This window comes from Lachnoclostridium phytofermentans ISDg (assembly GCF_000018685.1).
In the GTDB taxonomy this organism is placed as follows: domain Bacteria; phylum Bacillota; class Clostridia; order Lachnospirales; family Lachnospiraceae; genus Lachnoclostridium; species Lachnoclostridium phytofermentans.
This window is the reverse complement of record NC_010001.1, coordinates 3,575,641-3,599,793: the sequence shown is the minus strand read 5'-3', so window position 1 is coordinate 3,599,793 and position 24,153 is coordinate 3,575,641. Positions and strand designations below refer to the sequence as shown.

General features: G+C 32.6%; 18 protein-coding genes, 1 tRNA gene and 1 pseudogene. 15 read left to right on the top strand and 5 right to left on the bottom strand.

From position 1 onward, the window contains the following. Nucleotides 1-39: 39 nt before the first annotated feature. From CPHY_RS15165 to CPHY_RS15155, 3 genes are all read right to left on the bottom strand, one after another. Entirely contained in the window at nucleotides 40-777 is a 738-nt protein-coding gene (locus tag CPHY_RS15165; RefSeq protein WP_012200938.1) for a hypothetical protein, read from the bottom strand. A 534-nt stretch (nucleotides 778-1,311) separates the two neighbouring features. Then, nucleotides 1,312-1,384, bottom strand: a tRNA-Arg gene (locus CPHY_RS15160). A gap of 242 nt (nucleotides 1,385-1,626) precedes the next feature. Then, on the bottom strand, nucleotides 1,627-2,028 hold the full coding sequence (locus tag CPHY_RS15155) for a hypothetical protein (RefSeq protein ID WP_041703716.1): 402 nt from the start codon (nucleotides 2,026-2,028) through the stop codon (nucleotides 1,627-1,629). A gap of 568 nt (nucleotides 2,029-2,596) precedes the next feature. Between CPHY_RS15155 and rluF the strand changes: the two genes are divergently transcribed. Both rluF and ligA read left to right on the top strand, forming a co-directional pair. Then, on the top strand, nucleotides 2,597-4,030 hold the full coding sequence (rluF, locus tag CPHY_RS21355; RefSeq protein WP_012200936.1) for a 23S rRNA pseudouridine(2604) synthase RluF: 1,434 nt from the start codon (nucleotides 2,597-2,599) through the stop codon (nucleotides 4,028-4,030). A 191-nt stretch (nucleotides 4,031-4,221) separates the two neighbouring features. Beyond that, complete coding sequence (gene ligA / locus CPHY_RS15145) at nucleotides 4,222-6,183, top strand: NAD-dependent DNA ligase LigA (RefSeq protein ID WP_012200935.1); 1,962 nt, start codon at nucleotides 4,222-4,224, stop codon at nucleotides 6,181-6,183. 175 nt (nucleotides 6,184-6,358) lie between these two features. On the opposite strand, the pseudogene CPHY_RS15140 reads toward ligA, so the two are convergent. Continuing rightward, nucleotides 6,359-7,533 (bottom strand): annotated as a pseudogene (locus CPHY_RS15140) (IS110 family RNA-guided transposase). A gap of 257 nt (nucleotides 7,534-7,790) precedes the next feature. Here CPHY_RS15140 and metA point away from each other — a divergent pair. The 7 genes from metA to CPHY_RS20945 all read left to right on the top strand — a co-directional run bounded on the left by metA (nucleotide 7,791) and on the right by CPHY_RS20945 (nucleotide 16,691). Further along, entirely contained in the window at nucleotides 7,791-8,696 is a 906-nt protein-coding gene (gene metA, locus CPHY_RS15135; protein ID WP_012200934.1) for a homoserine O-acetyltransferase MetA, read from the top strand. Between the two features lie 875 nt (nucleotides 8,697-9,571). Beyond that, complete coding sequence (locus CPHY_RS15130; RefSeq protein WP_012200933.1) at nucleotides 9,572-11,185, top strand: DNA cytosine methyltransferase; 1,614 nt, start codon at nucleotides 9,572-9,574, stop codon at nucleotides 11,183-11,185. A 3-nt stretch (nucleotides 11,186-11,188) separates the two neighbouring features. Next, nucleotides 11,189-12,481: a hypothetical protein gene (locus CPHY_RS15125; RefSeq protein WP_012200932.1), complete on the top strand. Its 1,293-nt coding sequence runs from the start codon at nucleotides 11,189-11,191 to the stop codon at nucleotides 12,479-12,481. 4 nt (nucleotides 12,482-12,485) lie between these two features. Then, nucleotides 12,486-14,468: a DEAD/DEAH box helicase gene (locus CPHY_RS15120; protein WP_012200931.1), complete on the top strand. Its 1,983-nt coding sequence runs from the start codon at nucleotides 12,486-12,488 to the stop codon at nucleotides 14,466-14,468. Next, nucleotides 14,443-15,390 (top strand): DUF3883 domain-containing protein, encoded by a 948-nt coding sequence (locus CPHY_RS15115; RefSeq protein ID WP_012200930.1) that lies wholly within the window; start codon nucleotides 14,443-14,445, stop codon nucleotides 15,388-15,390. The genes CPHY_RS15120 and CPHY_RS15115 overlap by 26 nt, the downstream gene beginning before the upstream one ends. 343 nt (nucleotides 15,391-15,733) lie before the next feature. Next, entirely contained in the window at nucleotides 15,734-15,874 is a 141-nt protein-coding gene (locus CPHY_RS21810; protein ID WP_157668733.1) for a hypothetical protein, read from the top strand. 28 nt (nucleotides 15,875-15,902) lie between these two features. Further along, a complete protein-coding gene (locus CPHY_RS20945; protein ID WP_012200929.1) occupies nucleotides 15,903-16,691 on the top strand; it encodes a DUF3883 domain-containing protein in 789 nt (262 codons plus the stop codon). A 751-nt stretch (nucleotides 16,692-17,442) separates the two neighbouring features. Here the strand turns inward: CPHY_RS20945 and CPHY_RS15105 are convergent. After that, entirely contained in the window at nucleotides 17,443-18,459 is a 1,017-nt protein-coding gene (locus CPHY_RS15105) for a right-handed parallel beta-helix repeat-containing protein (protein ID WP_012200928.1), read from the bottom strand. Nucleotides 18,460-19,013: 554 nt separating this feature from the next. On the opposite strand from CPHY_RS15105, the gene CPHY_RS15100 reads away from it, so the two are divergent. From CPHY_RS15100 to proC, 6 genes are all read left to right on the top strand, one after another. Continuing rightward, complete coding sequence (locus CPHY_RS15100) at nucleotides 19,014-20,048, top strand: hypothetical protein (RefSeq protein WP_012200927.1); 1,035 nt, start codon at nucleotides 19,014-19,016, stop codon at nucleotides 20,046-20,048. Nucleotides 20,049-20,503: 455 nt separating this feature from the next. Continuing rightward, nucleotides 20,504-20,848 (top strand): MmcQ/YjbR family DNA-binding protein, encoded by a 345-nt coding sequence (locus tag CPHY_RS15095; RefSeq protein ID WP_012200926.1) that lies wholly within the window; start codon nucleotides 20,504-20,506, stop codon nucleotides 20,846-20,848. Next, nucleotides 20,814-21,233: a ribosomal maturation YjgA family protein gene (locus tag CPHY_RS15090; protein WP_012200925.1), complete on the top strand. Its 420-nt coding sequence runs from the start codon at nucleotides 20,814-20,816 to the stop codon at nucleotides 21,231-21,233. Before CPHY_RS15095 ends, CPHY_RS15090 begins: the two co-directional genes overlap by 35 nt. Before the next feature lie 135 nt (nucleotides 21,234-21,368). Next, nucleotides 21,369-23,063: a flavin monoamine oxidase family protein gene (locus CPHY_RS15085; protein ID WP_012200924.1), complete on the top strand. Its 1,695-nt coding sequence runs from the start codon at nucleotides 21,369-21,371 to the stop codon at nucleotides 23,061-23,063. A 44-nt stretch (nucleotides 23,064-23,107) separates the two neighbouring features. After that, nucleotides 23,108-23,278 carry a helix-turn-helix domain-containing protein gene (locus CPHY_RS22570; RefSeq protein WP_334290446.1) on the top strand — a complete coding sequence of 57 codons (171 nt, stop codon included), beginning with the start codon at nucleotides 23,108-23,110 and terminating at the stop codon, nucleotides 23,276-23,278. A gap of 28 nt (nucleotides 23,279-23,306) precedes the next feature. Beyond that, a complete protein-coding gene (gene proC / locus CPHY_RS15080; RefSeq protein ID WP_012200923.1) occupies nucleotides 23,307-24,104 on the top strand; it encodes a pyrroline-5-carboxylate reductase in 798 nt (265 codons plus the stop codon). Nucleotides 24,105-24,153 lie beyond the last annotated feature (49 nt).

Below are 24,153 nucleotides of genomic sequence, written 5' to 3'. Positions count from 1 at the left end.
ACGCTTAAAATCATTTATGTTTAAGGGAATATAAATAATTTATGGAGCTGGTGTTTCACTTGGTTCAACATTTGAAGTTTGTGCAGTTAGATTTTCGTAAAATTCCCTTAAATCTTCATCCATTTCAATTGCTTTGGCTAAGTTATCGTCAACTTCTTTACTTAGTTTTTGAACGTCTTCGTCTAAATTTGTTTTATCAATATAATTTTTAGTTTTCTGAGATACATTACCCAAAAAGATATGTGGCTTTCCATCCTGATAGGTAATATAGAATACATCAGCACTTGGGGCTCCGGTTTGTATCTTGGTGATCATAATATCATAACATACATAGACAATGTAATCAATTTCACCAGTTCCGGGTTTGCTATAACAATGGAAGTTCTTATAATCTGTAATATATTCAACTTTTTTCGAAATACGTTCAAAATCAAGAAGACTTGCATCTGTAACACAGTTTTTTAAAATTTCAATGGAATTGGCATCTGTACTAACTTTTGCCTTATAATATGTTTCTATTAATTCATTGATTTCCGGATAAGCATCTTTCTTAAGTGCATTCGGATTCTCTGGTATTGGTGTATTTGTTGCAAATGCTGTAGGAGTGATTGCTTGTGAATCGGGAGAACTAGTAGGTTCTAAAGAATCTCGGTCTCCCTCTTTTATAAAGGCAGCTTGTAATGCATCCGGCGAAACTTGAAAGGAGATAGTGACCATTCCAATTCCAAAGATACCCATCGTGAATAATAACAACAATTTTTTATACTTTAATCTCATAGGGTTACTCCTTAAGTTCTACTTTGAGATGGTATTGCTATGTTGATCAAGAGTATAGTATGAAATCAATAGCATATCACACTATATAATTATGGCTGTACCACATCTGTAAATAGATTTGGTATGTAATGAGTGTAAGTGCGAAAATTAAAAACATTAATTTTAAATTATATCAGTACTGCTTCAATTAGTAGATGTGGTATACATCGAAGTTAGAAAGAAATAAATAAAAGCACTCCACACTCTTATTCATGACAAAGAAAAGTTCGTGAAGCTTGCTTTTTCTTGCTTGGCATGCGATGGGTGTTTGTATGTACAATAAATTACTAGTATAATATTATGAATTATTTAACCTTACTTATCATACCAAAAGATGTCCCAAAAATCAACTGATATCTCATATTTTGGTAACATTAGATTAATAATTTGTAACAAAGATGTAACAAAAATTTACATGGGGAAAGGTAATATCAAAGAAGAAAATGAGATTTTTTATGAAAAAATAAAAGAAAGGCTAATTTTGAGTATAAAAAATGCACCTGATAGGATTCGAACCTACGACCTTCAGCTTCGGAAGCTGCTGCCCTATCCACTGAGCTACAGATGCAAGATATGCCTAAGAAAGGCTATTTATATTAAATTGTTTATAGTACTCCAATATTATATCGACAAATGAAAGATTTGTAAAGTCAAAAAACGAATTAAAATATTTCATGAAATGCAGGTATGTATCACATAATTGGAACAACAATAGGGTTTTATTTCTATTAAAAACGCATACTAAAAATTAAAAAGGACCGGTTAAGGATTACTCCCTAACCGGCGGATTTTTAATAATACTAAATAAAATCAAGTTCCAGTGTTCCAGCTAACAGTTCCATCACGGCTTACAGATACTAGTAAAGTTGCAAAACTATAATATACACCATTTTTATAAATTTTATAGGTTATAGTTCCACTTGCTCCACTATATGATGAAGCAATACTATCGTACTGCACGGTATAAGTTGAAGTATCATATGTAGTTAGGGATCTCGTAATGGAAGTTATTTCAGCACTACTTCCGGTATATGTATATTTTACTGTAACAGTAACTTTAGCGAAAGTATTAGAATTTGCTTTAAATACCATATCGTGTGAATCAGAACCAGTATTAGTTGCAGCGAATACATTAGAGCAAGGTGCTAATGATGTAAAAAGTAAAGCAGCGACAAATGTAAATGCAATAAGACGTTTAAATAATTTTTTCATAGTACGACTCCTTTCATAAAAAACTCAACTATAAGTAATAGAATATATCAAGTAGCTCTTATCCGGATTTAAAATTTAAGAGATACTTAACATATTATAAGTTTACAATAAATGACAAATTGTGTAAATTAGCAAAAGACACAAATATTACTAAACATTTCAGTAAATATAACTATTAAGTTCACCAAGTATGAAAATAAGCTTTTCATATTTCGTGAAATATGAAATTATATAGTGAAATAAAGATTAACTGAAAGAATGCACATTGACAGCCACATATTGATTAGTAATAACCTCATAAGGGGGATATTCATGGGGTCTAATGAATAGTAAACACTAGTAAATAGGAATATAAGAAATGATTGGAATGATAAGAAAATAATGATATAATAGTACAACTGGTGAGAAAATAAAATAAGGTTATATTTCTTTGAAGAATTGACTTTAAAAAATTTATTGGAAGGCTTATTTCTTAGAAATAGGTTCTATGAAATTTTTTATTTGGATTAGATTCCACGAAATTTTAGAAACCTTATGAGATTCTCAGATGGAAAGGAAAATAAGAAACATGGCGAAGGTTACAAAACGATCATTTGATACAGAAGAGACGGGAGAGAAAGCTGTCCGTATTAATAAATATCTTAGTGAATCTGGAATCTGTTCTCGTAGAGAAGCAGACACTAGAATAGCAAAAGGCGAGGTTACCATTGATGGCGAAGTTGCTGTGATGGGAAGCAAAGTATTACCAGGGCAGAAGGTTGTGCTTGGTAAGAAAGAAGTAAGTAGAGAAGAAAAGATGGTTCTTATTGCATTTCATAAACCAAAGGGTATCGTGTGTACGACAGAGAAAAGGGAACCAGATAATATTATAGACTATATTAAATACAGTCAGCGTATTTATCCAATCGGAAGACTTGATAAAGATTCCGAAGGCCTTATCTTCTTAACGAATAATGGTGATATCGTTAATAAAATCCTGCGTGCGGGAAATCATCACGAAAAAGAATACATCGTAACAGTAAATAAACCGATTACTGCTGCATTTTTAAAAGGAATGGCAGGAGGAGTACCAATCCTTGATACAGTAACCAAACCTTGTACATTAGAGGCAATTGATAAGGTTACGTTCAGAATTATCTTAACACAAGGATTGAATCGTCAGATTCGTCGTATGTGCGAACATTTTGATTATAAGGTTACTAAACTAGTACGTATACGAATTATGAATGTTAATCTTGGAAGGCTAAAAGTTGGTGGATATCGTAACTTAACGGATAAAGAGCTTGAGGGAATAAAGGAACAAATTGAGTTATCAAACAATGAAGCCTTAAATTTAGAACCAGATGATGAATTCCCAATTGAAAGAGTGAACGTGGCAAATATAGCTAAGACACACGGTAACAATGTAGCTACTGGAAAGAGAAGAACGAAAGATAAATACTTCGCAGAAAAGAAAGATGATAAGAAAAGAAGCGATGCTACAAGAAATAAAGCAGAGGTAAATAAATTCGCTTCAAAGAATAAATCAGAAGGAAATAAGTTTGGATCAAAGAATAGCTCAGAGGGAAATAAGTTTGGATCAAAGAATAGCTTTGAGGGAAATAAGTTTGGTTCAAAGAATAGCTCAGAAGGAAATAAGTTTGGCTCAAAGAATAGCTTTGAGGGAAATAAGTTTGGTTCAAAGAATAGCTCAGAAGGAAATAAGTTTGATTCAAAGAATAGTTCTGGGGTAAATAAGCTTGGTTCAAAGAATAGTTCTGGGGTAAATAAGTTTGGTTCAAAGAATAGCTCAGAAGGAAATAAGTTTAGTTCAAAGAATAGTTCAGAGGGGAATAAGTTTGGCGCAAAGAACAGATCTGAGGATAAAAGGTTCGTTTCTAAGATCAAATCAGAGGATAATAAGTTCGCATCAAGAGGCAAAACAGAGCAGCCTAGGAGCTACTCAAAGGGAAATGCAAGTAGTAATCGGTTTGCAACTAAGAAATCAGATTACAAAAGGTAAGTTGAAACAATAAGGCTTTATGGAATAAAGGTAGTTGTAGCAGAGACAGTGTGAAATAAGTGAAGTATAAATAAGATCAGAATGTAATAAAGTAAGTGTGTATTTAGGTAGTGTGAGATAAAGACATTTCACAAGATTAAATATTGGACACATGAAGAGTATTAGAGAAATGATAAAAAAGGAGCAAGACAATGCAGGGAAAAAAACAACGTATCACCCAATTAACCGAACTTCTTGACGAGGCAGCAAGAGTCTATGAGCAGGAAGACCGGGAAATCATGAGCAATTTTGAGTATGATAAATTGTATGATGAGTTAAAAAAGCTTGAAGAAGAAACTGGAATTGTCTTAGCAGGAAGTCCGACTAGAAAAGTTGGTTATGAAATATTAAGCGAGTTACCAAAGGAGCGTCACGAGTCTGCGATGCTTTCTCTTGATAAGACAAAAGAAGTACCAGCTTTAATTGATTGGCTTGGTAATAAAGAAGGAATTCTTTCCTGGAAGATGGATGGTCTCACCATTGTTTTAACTTATCGAAATGGTGAGTTAGTAAAAGCTGTAACAAGAGGAAATGGTGAAGTAGGAGAAGTTGTAACGAACAATGCAAAGGTATTTAAAAATCTTCCACTAACAATTCCATATGAAGGTGAACTGATTATCCGAGGAGAAGCAGTAATTCGTTACTCGGATTTTGAAATGATAAATGCACAAATCCCGGACGCAGATGCAAAATATAAGAACCCAAGAAATCTTTGTAGCGGTTCTGTACGACAGTTAAATAACGCGATAACAGCAAAGCGTAATGTTAATTTCTTCGCATTTGCTCTTATACGAATGGATGAGATGAATCGTTTCAAAACGATGATGGAGCAATTCAACTGGTTAAAAGAGCTAGGATTTGATGTGGTGGAAGAAAAACTTGTAACCGCAGAGAATATGGCAGAAACGATGGAGTATTTTGAAAGCCATATTATCACGAATGATTTTCCATCAGATGGTCTAGTGCTATTTTTTAATGATATTGCATATGGTGAATCACTTGGAAGAACTTCGAAGTTCCCAAGAAACGGAATAGCATTTAAATGGAGAGATGAAATTAAGGAAACTACCTTACAAGAAATTGAATGGAGTGCTTCAAGAACAGGACTGATCAATCCAGTCGCTATCTTTGAGCCTGTAGAATTAGAAGGAACAACAGTTAGTCGTGCGAGCCTTCATAATATCAGCATTATGGAGGGACTAGAGCTTGGATTAGGTGATAAGGTAACGGTTTATAAAGCAAACATGATTATACCGCAAATTGCAGATAACCTAACAAGAAGTGGACATTTACCAATACCAAAGACTTGTCCGGTTTGCGGTGGGGATACGATGATAAAACAAGATAGCGATGTGAAGTCATTGTACTGTATGAATCCAGAGTGTCTTGCAAAGAAAATAAAGTCTTTTACCCATTTTGTAAGCCGTGATGCTATGAATATTGAAGGTCTATCAGAGGCTACCATAGAGAAATTGATTGCAAAAGGGCTTATCAAGGAACTAGCAGACATTTTTCACGTGAAAGATTTTAAAGAAGAGATTACAACCATGGAGGGCTTTGGCGAGAAGTCATTCCGAAATCTTGTAGACTCTGTGGAAAAAGCGAGAACGCCAATTTTAGCTAAATTTATATATAGCTTAGGCATAGCAAATGTTGGATTAGCAAATGCGAAACTGATTTGTAAAGAGTTTGGTTATGATTTTAATAAAGTATCAAATGCTACGGTTGATGAGCTTACACAGATACCACAGATCGGTTATGTCATAGCAGAAGCATTTGTGTCTTATTTTCAAAAACCGGAAAATAAACTTATTATAGAAGATTTATTAAAGGAAATAACATTTGAAAAAGAAGAGGCAGCAGGGGGTTCTGAAAAACTAAAAGGACTTACCTTTGTTATCACTGGTTCTGTAGAACATTTTACAAATCGAAATGAAGTAAAGGATGTAATCGAACAGCACGGGGGAAAAGTGACTGGTTCTGTTACAGCGAAAACTAATTATCTGATTAACAACGATAATACTTCAAGTTCATCGAAAAATAAGAAAGCAAGAGAGCTTGGAATTCCTGTTATTACAGAAGAAGAATTCATACAATTACTAAACGAAGCATAATAGCTTAATATAAAAAGAGACTACTATTAAAAGAAGTCAAGTAAAAAGTTAAAAAACAGATATGCTTATGAATAAGGTGGCAATGACTTTTCATTGCAATCAGAACCTTGTAAACTGCATGACAAATAGAGCATCGATATCGGTGCTCAAAAAGAAGATATGAAATTAGAGATGATTAGGCTGACTTTATGTATTGTTGTCCGGATTTTTCGAGTTGATAAATGACTCGAACTAACTTTTTGGCTGCATGAGATATAGCAACATTATAGTGTTTTCCTTCAGCGCGTTTTTTAGCTAGGTATGTACTAAATGCCGGATCCCAATGGCAAACATATTTAGTAGCATTGAATAAAGCATATCTTAGATATCTTGAACCACGTTTTTCCATGCGAGAATGGGAGCTATCTAATTGACCGGATTGATAAGTTGAGGGGGATAAACCAGCATAAGCCAATATCTTATCTGGAGAGTCAAATCTGTTAAAATCACCAATCTCACGATGATTATGGCCCCCATACGGTAGCTGATTCCTGGAATGCTAAGTATTGGGGAGTTGATTTCGTCCATGATACGATTGATTTCGTTTTCAATTTCATCAATCTCAGAATCGAGTTCCTGAATAAGCCTAATAGTGTGCTTAAGTTCGAGAGATTTTGCAGGCATATTTGAACCAATGGAATTTCTTGCAGCTTCTCTAAACAAAATGGCGATATCTTTGCGATAACGACCTTTTGAAGCTTCTTCAAGAAGATTTGATAGTCGGGTTAGATGTGCAGAAGCTACTTGTTGGGCTCCAGGAAATTCATAAAGTAAGGCATAAACTGATGCCATATGAAGTGTTGTAACAAGCTTTTCTAATTCGGGGAAAAGAATACAAACAAGTCTTGATACAGAAACTTTGAGAGCTGAACGTTCTTTTACTTTGTCAAATCGATAGCGAGTTAATGATTTTAATTCTTCGTTGTGGTATGATGTGTCTGAGTAGGACTTTAAGCTCACATTAGACATAAGCATAGAAGCAATTGTATGGGCATCTACCTTATCCGTTTTCGTCTGTCTAAGGCTTAGACTTTTTCTGTACAGATTGGTATGTAACGGATTGATAACGTAGGTCGGGAAACCTTTATCGATGAGATATCCAAGAAGATTGTAACTATAGTGTCCAGTGGCTTCTAGGCCTACTTTTACTTTGTGTTCATCTTCCATAACGGATTTTATCTTTTGATAAAGATTATTGAACCCTTCTAGATTGTTTGGTATGGTAAAGGCTTTGAATAAGACCACACCGTCAGAGTTGGTGATAAAGCAATCATGCTTATCTTTAGCAACGTCAATTCCTACAAAAATCATATAGAACCTCCTTAAATGATATTGATACTGTTTTAAGATCCACAGGGCTCCTTGCGATTGTAACCTACTTCTTGATGAACCGTCATGCGGTAACTAACTGATTAACAAATGAACAAAGAGACTGTGGTTGGAGCCTCGTTTAAACCATCAAGTGGTAGGAGGAATGAACCAATCCACAGTATCTTAATATAGCATAGTCTAACCTACAGAAAAGGTAAAGAATGACTATGACAATATAATAGTAGGAGGATATATCGATGCCAATTAAAGTTCAAAATGATTTACCTGCAAAGAAAATTCTAGAAGAAGAGAATATATTCATGATGGATGAAAAGCGAGCGATGCATCAGGATATACGTCCACTTAAAATAGCAATCTTAAATCTAATGCCATTAAAGGAAGATACCGAAGTTCAATTACTTCGTAGCTTAAGTAATACACCGCTTCAGGTTGATATCACATTTTTAACCACTGATACCTATGTAGGAAAGAATACCGCTACGAGCCATCTTGAGCAGTTCTATCTAACTCATGAGGATGTGAAAAATAGACGTTTTGACGGTTTAATCATTACTGGCGCTCCTGTGGAACAGATGGAATTTGAAGAGGTTGCTTATTGGAATGAGCTTAAAAAAATTATGGAATGGTCGAAAACACATGTAACTTCGACACTTCATCTTTGCTGGGGAGCGCAAGCTGGACTTTATTATCATTATGGAATTAAGAAATATCCTCTTCCTGATAAAATGTTTGGAATCTTTGAACATAAACTATTAAATAGAAAAGAACCATTAGTGAGAGGATTTGATGATGTATTCCTAGCCCCTCACTCCCGCCATACGGAAACCTCCAGAGAAGAGATCTTACAAAACTCTGACCTTACGATTCTTGCAGAATCGGAGGAAGCTGGAGTACTTATTGTGATGGGGGGAGATGGAAAACATATCTTTGTGATGGGGCACCCAGAGTATGACCGAATAACCTTGGATAATGAGTATAAGAGGGATGTAAATAAAGGTTTAGAGATTCAGTTACCTAAGAATTATTATCCTAGTGATGATTCGATGCAAAGACCAAATCTTTCTTGGAGAGCGCATGCGAATGCGTTGTATACGAATTGGTTGAATTATTATGTATATCAGGTTACGCCGTATGAGCTTTAGGAAGAACTATTAAAACATATTTTCTAGGACGATTGTAAGTGTAATATTTTATCACAATAATATCATAAGTTTTGTTGTAAAAATGGTCTTAAAATGAGTACGAAAAAAGTACCAAAATAGGTCTTAGATGAAGTGAAAAAGTATATTAAAAATGATACAATGAAATAAATGATTGCAGAAGATAATCAGTAAGATAGGAATCGGTACATGGAATGTAGATAAGCAGTATGTTTTGCAAGGTGATGCCTGAGCGGGTAGGACTTTGAGCATGCTGCTTTTGTTTGATTTTACAGAAAATGTCGGAGGGGGTGTTAGGATTAGAGCAAAAGGATTTAGGAAAGGGTTACTTTTGATGAATTGTTTATAGATACAATGTACAGAAGAATTGTATTTATGTAACTGTATAGAAGCAAGAGATGCTTTACGAGTGGATTGCAGAAAATGCTTCCTTGCCTAGATACATTTGGGCATAGATATCTCTATAAGCTCTTTTAATTTTTTACATTAAATTGAAAAATTCAAATTCAATTGAGTTTTTATGGTTAATTTGGTAGAATAATTGTAGGTTTACAATATAAAAGAAATGAATTGATAAGAGGTAGGATAGGACTGATATAGAAATTATTAATCGATCGAAACATGATGAAGAAATATACGGATTATTACAAGAGTTATAATAAACACGATGGATAATCTTCGGGAAATTAAAGTGTTTCTACTGACGAGTTGTGCAAAATATGTAAAGGCACTCATTGTTAGATTGCAGTATATTAGATATAGAAGAAAAGTCATGATTTAGTACAGAGACCCTGATGTTATGATAATCGAGAATGAATTAATAAAGTGATAAGACTAGAGATTGAAGTGAGGATATTATGAAAGTTGCGGATTTTTTTTGTGGAGCAGGTGGTTTTTCGGAAGGATTTAGACAAGCAGGTTTTGATATTGTATTTGCGGTTGATAAGTGGTTGCCTGCGGTTAATACATATAAAGCTAATAAACCAATGGTAAATGTTATACAAGATGATGTAATTAGGATATCGAATCTTCCGGATGAAGAATTTGAAAAATTAGTACCAGATACAGAAGTTATTATTGGTTCTCCACCGTGTGTAGCTTTCTCTAATTCAAATAAGTCGGGAAAAGGTGATAAAACTTTAGGAATTCAACTTTTAGAAGCTTATTTAAGAATTGTGGCAAGAAAAAAGTTTAAAAAAAATTCAATATTAAAATATTGGGTATTGGAAAATGTTCCCAATATACAAAAATACATAAAGAAGTGCTATAGTGCAGCTGATTTAAATTTAGAAGGGAACTTTAAACTTAATACAAGATGTGAATCAGCTAAAGTATATAATGCCAAGTATTTTGGGGCTCCTACAAATCGAAAAAGGTTTTTATGCGGTGATTTTCCAGCAATTATCGAAACTAAAAATGATAATAATTTAGTGACTCTTGGTGATATTTTAAAAAGTTTAGGGACTCCTTTGAGTGGTGAAAAAAAAGAGATTATTGATTATAACTATAATGATTTAATTTTACCAGTTGAAGATGTAACGGATCATCAATATATTTATAAATTACAAAGATTTGAGTGGGAAACGGCAAAAAGATTGAAAGAAGATAGAGGCTATATGGGGAAAATGACTTTTCCAGAAAACCTTAATAAACCTGCAAGGACTGTAATGGCTACAATGTCAACAAGTTCAAGAGAAGCTATGATTTTAGGATATGGAAGCGACGAATATAGATTACCAACAGTTAGAGAAGCTGCATCTCTAATGAGTTTTCCAATTGATTATCGTTTTTATGGTAATAGTATTGGTGTAAAATACACATTGGTTGGGAATGCAGTTCCTCCTAAACTATCGTATGCCGTAGGAAAATCAATAATGTTAGATTCTAACCAAAATGTTCCATTACACTATATTAGAATTAAACATGATGAGGAAATTGGGTTTATTAATTTAAATTATACAGAAATAACGGAAAAGAAAGAGCGAAAGAAAAAGGATAATGCAAAATTTAAATACCACATCCCATACCTGATAAATTGTGCATATAGAGTAGAGCTTACCAATTATCATTCTGCATTTGAAAAGAATAGATATACTTGGAGTGTTGAATTACATTATAGTCAGGGGAAAAAGAATGCTGCCTGTTATACACCTAGAATTAACGAAAAATTAATACCTAGCGATATAAGAAATTATGTGCAAAACTTTGTAAATGAGTACTCGGGAAAGTTGTGTAGTTTTAGTGACTTCCAGAAACGGTTTTGTATGCCAAAAGAAGCTAGAAAAGATCTAATGGGTCCATATGAATTATTAAATGATATCAGAAAATTTATGGATGAAAAGGTTTTGCCACTTACAACATCATTTTTAAAGATTGAGATAAAGACAAACGGAAAAATAATTTCTGTTCCATTAGATATTTATATCGGTTATTATTTATTAAAACTTTGCATAGGGGAGATGAGGAGGTAAATTATGGACGCGATAATAAGAAAACGTGAATTGGAAAAAATCAAACAGGATAGCAGCAATGTCCAAATGACAGGTATACCATTGAGGTATAAAAGTGAAATTCGTAAAGAAAATGTGTACAAGATACCATTAGAATATTTAATTTATAATAAGTATAATGGAAGAATTGGTACTGAAGTACAATCATATGAGACTCAGAATGGACCACTAAATCCAGAAGTTGATACAGATAAAATTATTATTGAAAAATTTTTATATGATTCTAAGCAAGATAGAAATAAAAAAACAATGGAAAGTTTATTAAAAAATGGTCAGCAAAGATATGGTATTGTAACCGCGGATGGGAAAATCGTTGATGGAAATAGGAGAGCTAGCTTATTAAATAAACTTTTTGCTGAGAGAACTGCTATGAATCATACATTTTCAGAGGTGGAACATTGCCAATATTTTTTTGCAATAATCTTACCGGATGATGCAACTGAAAAAGATATGCAGCAGTTAGAAACAATTTATCAAATGGGAGAAGATGATAAATTGGATTATAATGCTATCGAAAAATACTTAAAATGCAAAGAATTGAAAAAGTATTTTACAAATAAAGATATAGCTGACTTTATGGGAGAAGAAAGTGAAAAGCAAATAAAAAAATGGCTTGATATTCTAGAGTTAATGGAAGAATATTTAGACACATACGGATATACAGGAATATATACAAGGCTTGAGAAAACAGAAGGGCCCTTTGTTGATTTGCAAGGCTATTTAGAGTCGTATAAAAATCGTAGTGCTAATACGAGTTCTGTTGATTGGGCATATGATGAATCAGATATTTCAGATTTGAAATTAGTATGTTTTGATTATATTAGAGCTCGTTATGAAGGTAAAGAGTTTCGAGATATTGCAAAGACGGGTAAAGAAGGAAGTATTTTTGCACATAAAGATATATGGGACGAATTTAAAAAAATGCATATGGAAATACCTAACGATGAAGAATGTGTTGATGTTTTAAGAGCTAAGCAACCGAATGAAGAGTTGTCTCAATTACTAAGATCAAGAGATATTGATTGGAGTAAAAAAGTTAAAAGTCATCTTGAAGGTAATTTAAGAAGACAAACAAGTAAATTGGAAGATAAACGAGATGCGAATCAGCCTTTGAAACTATTGGAGAGAGCATACAATGCAATTAATTCAGTTGATACAAGCCAAGATGGTTTTTTTGATAATCCTAGAGTTTTAGAATACATAAAAGATATTAGTAAAATAACTTGGGATATGAAGAAACTGTTAGATCGGAAGTGAGATAATGAACAAAGTACAAGTCAATATTAATGAATTAGAAAATAATATTATTTTGATGGGAGCAATTGGTGAATTATGTAAAAATCGCTTCGCGTATCTATATCTTAGAGGAACATTAAAAGCTCAAATTGAAAATAGTATCATTAAGATTCCACTTAATGAGGAAAAGAGCTCGGTTATGCTTGAAAAAATATCAAGTATGTTAAAAAAATATGGATTTGAAGCTGAACATGCTGAAGAAGCTGAAAAAATAATACTAGATTTTTATGAGGAAGAAGACAAATTCAATCTTTTTTCAAAAAAAGCACTAGAAATTAGAAATAATAATTGTGAGCATGAAGAATTTAAAGCGTTTATTGAAGTGCTTAGCAAAAATATAAACAACAGGTCTTTATATGAGCTTCAATTATTGTCAGCATATCATTTAGCTTTTTCGCAAAATGCATGTAATTTTTCTGTGCCAGGAGCGGGAAAAACTAGTATTGTATATGGAGCATATGCATATCTAAAGAATTTAGACTTAAACGATAATAAGAAGATTGATAGAATATTAATAATTGGACCATTAAGCTCATTTGGTCCATGGGAACAAGAATATGAAGAGTGCTTTGGGACAAGAACCACAACAAAGAGGTTGATAAGTTCTTTAAAAAAACAAGATAAAATCGATTATTTATATTCTAATAATACATCGGAGATTACGCTAATTTCTTATGCATCTGTTGCAACGGTCTGTGATGCTTTAATTTGGTTTTTGAAAAATAATAAAGTAATGGTAGTATTAGACGAGGCACATAAAATTAAGAATACATCTGGTGGACAAAGTGCAGATGCTGTGTTAAAGTTGGCTCCATTTTGCAAATCAAGAGTTATTTTAACTGGAACACCTTCACCAAATGGATACGATGATTTATATAATTTATTCAAATTTATTTGGCCTTCAAAAAATGTAATGGGATTTCAGATAAATCAACTAAAAGATATGTCAAGCAAACCTAATGATGTTAGGGTATCAAGGTTGATTTCGTCAATAGCGCCTTATTTTATACGTATTAAAAAGAGTGATTTAAATCTTCCATCTGTTAAAATTCATAGTCCAATTGAGGTTGAAATGGGAGAATTTCAACAAAGGATTTATGATTTAATTGAAAAAAAGTATATTGAATCAATTATTGAAAATAAAGAAGATGATTTAAATGACAAATTTAAGAAACAATTAGTTGCAGCAAAAATGATTAGACTGATGCAGGCTGCGACAAATCCAACTTTATTAAGAATGCCATTAAAAGAATTCTTGTATGATGAAGATTTGTCTATAGATTTACTAAAGAATTTCGATGATACTGACTTGCTAAAGCAGATTTTGGATTATAAAGATAATGAAATACCAGCAAAGTTTATTGAAGTTAAGAAATTGGTGGATAGTATCATTAGCGACGGTGGTAAAGTTGTTATATGGGCAAGTTTTGTTAAAAATATTCATGATCTTAAATTGTATCTTGAAAATAATGGGATTAAATGTCAAGAACTATACGGTGCAATACCAGTTGAACAGGAAGATATGAATTCAGATAATGATACTTTAACTAGAGAAAAAATAGTAAGAGATTTTCAAAAAGAGAATAGTGAATTTAAAGTTATTATTGCGAATCCGTTTGCTGTAGCAGAATCAATTTCATTACACAAATCATGTCATAATGCTATTTATTTGGAAAGGACTTTTAATGCAGCTCATTATATGCAATCGAAAGATAGAATTCATAGGTATGGATTAAAGGCTGGAATAGAAACTAACTATTATTATATTTTGTCTAAAGATTCTATCGATGAAATTATTCATGAAAGACTTAATTTAAAAGAACGACGGATGACAGAAATCATGGAAAGTATGCCAATTCCATTGTTTGATAATGTTTCTGAAGATTTAGGGGATGCCGATGTGAAAGCGATGATTAAAGATTATGTTAGAAGAACTAAAAAAATATAAAGTGATTGGAAGAAAAGATGATATTGATTACATAATCAATGATGTGTTTGGTGAAAAAAGTTTAACCAAACGAGATGCGTTTCTACTTAGTGTTAATAGAAGTAAAAATCAATTTGATTTTTATGCAATTTTAAGATTATTGGAGTATTTTAAGCTTATAATATCTGAAAACGATAAATATCATTTAACAAAAAAAGTAAAAGAAATGCAAGGTAATAAATTACAATTTGATTTGTGGTTTATTAATGAAATCATTGAAGAACTCTGTGAGAAGAATTATTTAACCAATCAGATGTTTGAATTTATTCCAAGTAAGCAATTATACTTATTTAGGAAAGAATATTTTGATTTACAGTTAAGCCAGTTAAGAGATTTATTGGTCTCATATGGATTTTTTCTATTAGAGAGAGAGAATTTTATTACCAAATTTTATATAGCTAAGAATTATGAAAAGAAAATTGAAGACTTATTAAGTAAAAAATCACGGGCCATGTCGCTTCAAGACTTATACAAAAAAATGCAGGAAGATGCTAAAATAGGAGAGTTGGCGGAGCAATTTGTAATAAATTATGAAAGAATACGATTGAATAACTGTTCGCAATACCCAATAAAACAAATTTCAGTAGTAGATGTAAATGCTGGATATGATATAGCATCATTTAAATCAGAAAAATCGTTATCATACGATAGATTTATTGAGGTTAAGGCAGTAAACATTAAATGTGAATTTTATTGGTCAAAAGCGGAAATTGAGGCAGCAAGGATAATGCAAGATGCTTATTATCTATATTTAGTTGAAGTCGCTAAAATGAAATATAGTAATTATATCCCCAAAATAATTCAAAATCCTTTTAAAAATGTGTTTAAAAGTGAACAATGGCTTTTAGAGCCACAGTCATATAAAGTTACTTATGCTAATTAGTGAAACGTAAAATTTAAACGAATAATCCGTAGTAAATGTATATTTTCGGTATGTATGTAGTTTCAGAATATACAGAGGTAATTCTAAAGGGTAATCTGTTTAAATAGAGTTTTTGGTTTGATATGTCTAAAACTGATATACATAATGGTGAGGGTATGCATTTTTAAATATGAGTTTTTTATTTGTCGTTGCTTGAATCATCTTCCTCCAATCTGGAGTAAACGGTTCTGATTCCAAATTCATTGTTGGAGAGCTGGAAGTAAAACACTCCACTTATTTGAATACAATTATATTTCCATGGTAGTTGAGCTGCTTACAAAGCATCTAAAAAAGAATGAATATAATGGAGTTTTATTTTAAGACAATAGAAACAATGGTACATCTTTACCGAGTAAAAGGGTTATTCGATGAGGGTAGAAAGTTATCCTGTGGATTTGATGTAAAAATAATCGGGAATCAGGGTTCGCATTTAAAATCTGGATAAATAATTATGAAAAATGGAGAAAAGTACTATGGATAAAAAAAATAAATTAGGATTAATTGTAGCATTTTATTTATCTAAATATGACAGAGATGGGGTTAAGAATTTAGGATATAAATCTTTTAATCAAGCATTTAATAATATTGGAGAGATACTAGGAATAAAGCCTAATACTATCAAGAATATGCGAGAACAATTTGATCCATTATTTGAAAATAGCAGAGTGGGGTGGTATCAAAGAGAACTAAGTCCAAGCAGAAATCAAGTGCTAGAAATTTATGATAATTTTAGCGAATTAGCTTTAAGAGATGTAGTATTAGATATTATCTATAATGTGAAGAAAAATGAACGTATTGAAGAAATTGAACTGTATATAGAAACTATGAACATAGATGACGATGATGATAAAAATGATAGGTCGACACGCAGTTATACGACTAGAGGGATGTCAGGAAAAAAAGCAGAAAAAATATTTATATTAAAATTTGAGGAAGGAGAATTTTCGGAGTATAAAGGTGAATTAATTGACAAAACAGAACATGGATGCGGCTATGATTTTGAATTGAAGGGTGATGAAAACTTATATTTTGAAGTAAAAGGATTGCTTGATAAGTGTTCTAACATACTGTTTACAGATAAAGAGTGGAGTGTGGCTAACCAATATGGCAGTAGATATATACTAGTGCTTGTTAGCTATGTTGATCAAGATAATCCATTGGTAAAATTTATAGTAAATCCTGTTGATAAGCTATCGCCCAAAAAGAAAATTGAAAAGGTGATTTCTGTTAAGTGGATAGCAGATATTAAAGACACGATATAGGAATAACAAGAAAAGCTATGATATTTTATAGGGGCAATGTCTAATTATATTGGGTAATTGCCTTTTTATAATGTTTACTGGTTACTATTTGTGTAATATGCACTCATTGTAAATCGAAATGCAACCTATTTGAGAACATTTTGAGTAGTAATTCTTAATTAAAATATCTAGCCAAATGATTACATCATGGCTTACAAAAGCTTGGTGTCTAATCAATTGGTGATTGAATTACCAGTCTTTTAATTTTCTAAATCATATATTCTAATAATTGTAAATGCCTTGAATCTATAAATTGTAATCTTTATGAAAATATGTGTTAAATCCATATCTTTAAGATACTTTATTAAAAATTATTTCCAATGCTTTCTGTGATATATTTTTTAAAACATAGCATTCTAATTCTGCCAGTATTTGTTTGGGCAATGTATGGGAAATAATAAAGCCTACTCTATAGAAAAATTTACAAATTTCTATGTGCTTCAAAGAAGAGGCAACTGAAGGGTCTGAAAAATTTAATCGGTAAAATATTATATTCGATATCATTTCAAAGCCGCTGTAGTTGATTCTTATAATCACCTACAGCGGCTTTTACCCTTAATTATTCAGATTTAAAACCCCTGATAATTCCATATGATTTTTAAGTACTCTATATTAATATAAATATTAATGAGGTGTCAATAAAATCCCTTAAAATTAATCTTCATCTGAATCAGAACCTACTACTCTAATACTAATTGAAATAATATTATTTTTACTGATAAAATGAACAGTTCGTAACGGTAGCTCCCACAATTTTATCTTTGCTTGCTCCGCCAGAAGAGATACAACCAGTAAACTTATGTGTTCCAGAAGCCGGTGCTTTTGGGAAATAGAAATTTACGTTGTTTTTTGTACCAGTACAATTTACTAGTGTAATATAACCAGTATTGTTATTTTGGTCATATCCTCTAGAACGATTTCCTGTGGCAGTACAATTTTCAAGATAATGATTATCCGCTGAGTTATTTCCTCCTACTTTAAAACCATTTCCATTGCCATCCGCTACTCCGTTATAGGATGCTTCACAGTCATATACCTTTACTGCATTTTTCGCATCATAAAAGTCAAATCCATCGTCGGAATTATTGTATGCTTTACAGGAAGTAAAAACATTTCCAGGTCCGATACCTAATTTTGCTGCAAAACCATCCGCATTCTCACCATTCGTTTTCTTATCATAATTGTAAGTGGAAGTAACACGAGTAATTGTATTATAAGAACCACCATTACTGATTTGTAAACCAGTATCTCCGCACTTAGTGATAAAACAATCTTGCACTCGATTATAGTTTCCACTTATGTGAATACCATTATCCCCAGCACCAGTTATCGTTAAACCAGCGATAATCCAATAATTTCCCGATATTTGAAAACCTCTTGAACTATCCGCATATTCTTGACTAGAAAAATCAATAACAGGGCTATGTCCGCTATAGTTTAATATTTTTATTGGCTCAGAAGCCGTACCATTACTAGTTAGTTTAAATGTCGTAGAATAACTGTAAGTTCCATTTAAAACAAAAATTGTTGTTCCTGCACTAGCTTTAGTTAAAGCTTTTGTAAGAGTTTTAAAAGCTGTTTCCTTAGTAGTGCCATTATTGGAGTCGCTACCTGTAGTTGAAACATAATAATATGTAGTTGCTGCCTTCGCAGGAACACAGTGAAATAAACCCACAAACATTACACAAACAATTAATAAACTTACTTTTCTCCATATTTTTTTTGCCATAATAATACCCCTTTGTTTTATTTTTTGTCTGTGAATAATTAAAGGTATAATGTTCTTAGCTTTGACTCGTTGCTATCTTTCGTAGAATTTGAAATCTCCCCTCCTTTTTAATCTAATATAAACCAACTAGTATTATCTTTTAGTCATACTAATTTTAACATATTTTGTAAGTGCTTACAAGAGAGAAAAAATATAAAAAATTCTTTGAAATTTAATACATGGAATAAATGTTGATACATTATATATTTTGAATAAATAATTGTTATAACTTTTATATGGTGATCTCAAACCCACATATGAATGCTTCATTTTTTCGTAAGCTCTTTCTTTTCCAATGCAAATGAAGGTGAAATTTTTTGAGCTATTATAGTGGAAAAACGCACAGTAATAGACAGGCAATATGGTAAAACAGTCGAAATATACAGAATAATGCGATATTAAAATGAATAATAACTAATAATAGTATTGTTTGTCTTGAAATAGTATGATATAGTAAAAATGTGGATCCACAATTGAAATGAAACAATTTTATTAATATCTATGGAGGTGGGTATATGAGATTATTAAAGAAAATAATTAATAGTGTAGTAACATTCGTATTAGTACTAGTATTTATTTTATCAACACCAAGTGTAATTGTTTCTGCAGCTGAATCCGTATTAGGTTCCTATAGTATAAACATAAAGAATATTATACCATCATCTGAACTAGATAAGGAAACTGCAATACAAAGTTTAGCCTTTGTTGAAAGTTCTGACAAGAAAATAGGAAGTGAGGTATATCTTACTACAAGACGTTTCGATACAACATTCGTAATAAGATGTACTGTCAGTGGTACTCAAATAACAGGACAAGATTATATTGCACTTTTAGGATTCGGACATGGAGAATCACTTGAAATAATTAAAGAGAATGGTAAAACATATTTATGGGTTGGATCAGCCGCTTATGCTTCAGCTCCTGATTACTATTGGTCAACTAAAATTTCATGTGTAGAATATATAAAACCAACATCAGGAAAGAAGGGAAGCTATAGTGTAATAGGCACATATACAGTAGATAAAAATGGTGGTATTGCCAAAGATACTTCTCCAAATGGTCATAATCAATACAATCCTGATCGAATTTATGAAAGAGTATCAATAGCGTTTTCAACGGCTAGTATATGTGTGAGAGAGGCTAATAGTGCAGAGTCAAAGTACATTTATTTTAATAATATTGATGGAGGTTTAACTAATGCTAAAATTGAGGATGCTTTGCTTAATACAACTCCATATATTAGTACAGTAAGTAGGACAGTTGATCGAGTATTATCAGCAGGCGTATATAGTTACCAATCACATGATATATACAATGGTTATATTTATGTTGCTGGCGGAAGTGAAGATGGAGTAGCTAAAATCAATAAACTTAAAGCTAGTACCGGTGCTTTCCAAACTGCACTTGATATCAGTAATACATACAATAATAAACAATTGGAAATGGAAGGAATAAAAATTAATTCTTCTTATATCTTCTATATGTTAAGACCTTATACAGGTGGAAGTAATTTTGGAGATACTAAAATCTACTATATTGCAATAAAGTAAAATTTAATTTTAATAGAACCTAATCAAGTCGATTAGGTTCTATTATTTTATTAACTAACATGTAAATCTACAATATGGTTTAAGGAAACATGTATCCTGCTCCCTGCTACATTATGGATTGTTTTTTAGGACGAATGAAAAAGGCTAAATAGTAAAATGATGTTTCATTTAAAAGTAATTATTCTAGTATAATTCTGTTGTAACACCTTGGTAAATTAATTTATTTGTTCGTAATGATATAATTGCAATTACCTTAATATTCTGATTCATATAAGAATTTAAAGCAATTTAAAATAATATTTACAGGTTTAATAATAGTGTTATAATTACTAGTAGCACTTAGATTATAATGAACAAAGAGAGTAACCCAAAATAATGATTATGAATTATTTTACCGGCATTCTTTTCATAAATGTATCCTTAAATAACACCAAATAAGTGAAAGGTCAGCAAAGATGAAGCTACGCTACCAAATAATTACCTACTGCTCCAACCTAAAAGATGTCTACGAAGACTACCCATTCCATGATCCAAACTGGACTGTTATGCGTCATAAGGAAAATAAGAAAGTGTTTGCTTGGATCTATGAAAAGGATGGCTTAATCTGGGTTAATGTAAAATGTAATCCGGAATGGAGAGACTTATGGAGGGATGCTTTCCCATCAGTAGTTCCAGCATACCATTTAAATAAGGAACACTGGAATTCCATTATTTTAGATGGAACCGTTCCAGAAGACGATATTAAAAGAATGATTGAGGAAAGCTATGAGCTTACAAAAGGACGAAAAAAGAAAATATAGAATAAAATATGCAGTAGCATTTATAGTACTAATAATCATTGAGGTGCTGATCGCATTATATGTACATGATAACTTTGTACGCCCATACATTGGAGATGTGTTGGTTGTTATCGTACTTTACTCTGCAATACGTGTTATAATTCCAGAAAAGTATGTCTTAATGCCTTTGTATTTATTTGTCTTTGCAGCAGGCGTGGAGTTTTTGCAGTATTTTAAATTGGTGCAGGCATTAGGATTACAGAATAATACTTTCTTTAGAATAATTCTTGGCTCAACTTTTGATTGGATGGATATTCTGTGTTATGGAGTTGGGTGTGTAATTTTAGGTGTATATGAGTGGATAGTAAGGAATAGAAAAAGATGCCAAGTAACCGTAACTAAATAATGCTTACCCACAATGAACTAAGATTAAAGTCACCCCACTTCCAACATCCGCAGTATTCTTCCAAAGACTTCCGAATATACTTATACAAATCATAATTTGGAATCTCATATTCCAAAAGCTAAAGGTGGGATTTGTGTGAGTAATGATATAAAATTTCAACAACCCAATAATCCAACAGATGAAGAAAGACATCAGATGATAAGAATTGCCTTAGAAGAGGCAAAGCACCCGGAAGATTTTGATAATCTAATAGAACTACTAAGCCCACCTGTCGATATTACAACGATTGTATCACCAGAGAAATGCAAGGGGAAGAGTGTAGGGATAGTAGGAGGTGGTCTTGCTGGGTTATCTTCTGCTTACGAGCTTAGAAAACTTGGCTTCGATATCACGATATTTGAAATGCAAGAAAGCCGTATCGGTGGAAGAGTCTATACATATTATTTTGATGCTGACAAACAGTTGTATGGGGAATTAGGAGCAATGCGAATTCCTGTCATCCATGAAACTGTATGGCATTATATCAATCTGTTTGGTCTAAATACGAGACCATTTGTCCAAGACAATGAGAATGCATTTATTTATGTAAGGAATAGAAGAGCGAGAAATGATCCCAAAGGGTTAGATGTTATGAAAAAAATCTATCCCGAATTTCCACTAACACAGATGGAAAGTGAAACATCTTGGCAGGAGTTATTAAATTATGCTCTAACTACTTTGCTTTTTAGTTTAACTCCGGAAATTCGAAGAGAAATTTTGGAGATTAGAGAAAATTACTCAGAACAGATTGTATCAATAGATTATTATAACATACGGCAAGTGATGGAGATGAGGGGGTTAAGTGAGGGGGCCATGGAGTTAATATCCTGTGTTGCGCCTTTTCTTGGTTCCTTATATTACAATAGTTTTTTTGAAAATCTGCAAGAAACTTATACAGTAGATTCTGCTTTTCGATATGAGATAATAGGAGGAATGGTGCAATTGCCCCTTTCTTTTTATAATTCCTTGGTGTCTAATAAGCCAAATTCTAATTCGGAAGCTTATGGAAATGTTACATGGAATAGTGGAAAAATGGTAACAGGTATCCGTCAAAGTGATTTTAGCGAACAGATTGTAATAGATTACAAAGATGTGAAATCTTTAGAGACTAATCAACAGATATTTGATTTTGTGATATGCGCGATTCCTTTCTCTAGTCTTCGAACTGTTGATATATACCCTATGTTTTCTACCAGTAAAATGCAGGCAATCAAGGAAGTCACTTATGTTAGCAATCAAAAGACCTTTTTTAAGTGCAGTAATCGATTCTGGGAAATGGGGAGTAGCAATGAGAGAATCTTGGGCGGAGGCTCTTATACGGATTTACCAATATCAAGCATTTGGTATCCGTCAGATCATGCAGGGCTTAGTGAATCTTATTTTAATGAAAATCGCTTATGGGAGAAACCGGGAGTTTTATTAGCTTCTTATAATCTCACTCAGAATGCTCTGCGAGTAGGGAATCTAGATTACAAGATACGTATTGAAAAGATAAAGAGGCAAGTAGAAGCGGTTCATGGCCTTCCAATAGGATATCTAGATACTATTGTAGAGGATACGAAATCGATTGAATGGGATAATGAACAGGGTTTTTATGGAGGCTTTTGTTACTTTTCACCAGAGCAAAAAAGGCTTTTTTCTTATGCTATGATTGAACCGGAGTTTGATGAAAAAGTTTATTTTGCTGGGGAACACACTTCTTCGACCCATGGATGGCAGCAAGGAGCCTTACAAAGTGGAATGAGAGCTGCAAATGCTATAGCACAATATTGTGATGTGACGTTTCCGTAAAATATATTTTAAAACCCTTTAACAGAAAGATATAACATCATACTATAAAGACAACTATAGAAAAGGCAAACTATAAAGACAACATGCCAATTAAAGAAGTTGTAAATGAATGCGGTTATAAAAATGAGGCACATTTTATGAGGCAGTTTAAAAGTATAGTTGGAGTTACACCTTCGGAATATAGGAAAAATAGTTTTTCTAAAGGAAATAAATAGACGCTAAAGCGTCAGAATCGAGGTTGCTATGTTAGAAAATATAACGATTGGATTTATTGGGTTTGGAAATATGGCACAGGCGTTAGCGAATGGGCTATTGTTTAAGAATGTTGTGAAGCCGCGACAAATCTATGCGAGTGCAAAAAATTATGAGAAGCTTTGTAAAAATACAAGAGAAAAAGGTATGATCCCATGTAAATCAGCGAACGAGTTGGTAGAACAATGTGATATAATAATAATTGCAGTGAAACCTTTTATGGTTCCAGAGGTAATTACACCAATAAAGGAGTTATTACAGAAAAAAATTGTTATTTCCGTCGCAGCAGGTTATCCATTTGATAAATACGAAGCTATCTTAGTACCAGGAACTCATCATCTAAGTACGATTCCGAATACTCCTGTATCCATCGGAGAGGGTATCATTATTTGTGAAAACCATCATTCCCTAACAAAAGAAGAATATGATACTGTTGCAGATCTATTTTCTAAAATAGCCCTGTTAGAGTTCGTAGATACCAAACAATTAACAGTAGCAGGAACACTAAGTGGATGCGGACCAGCATTTGTTAGTATGTTTTTGGAAGCGTTAGCAGATGGGGCGGTAAAACATGGATTACCACGGGATACATCCTATCGATTGGCTAGTCAGATGGTAGCTGGGACAGGAAAATTACAGATTGAGACTGGTGCTCATCCGGGTGCTATGAAGGATGCAGTATGTTCTCCTGGTGGGACTACCATAGTAGGTGTAGCTACCCTTGAGAGAAAAGGATTACGTTCTGCTGTGATTGAAGCGATCGATGAGATAGAAAAATCGAGAAAATAGAAGAATCAAGAAAATAGAAGAATCAAGAAAATAGAAGAATCGAGATAAT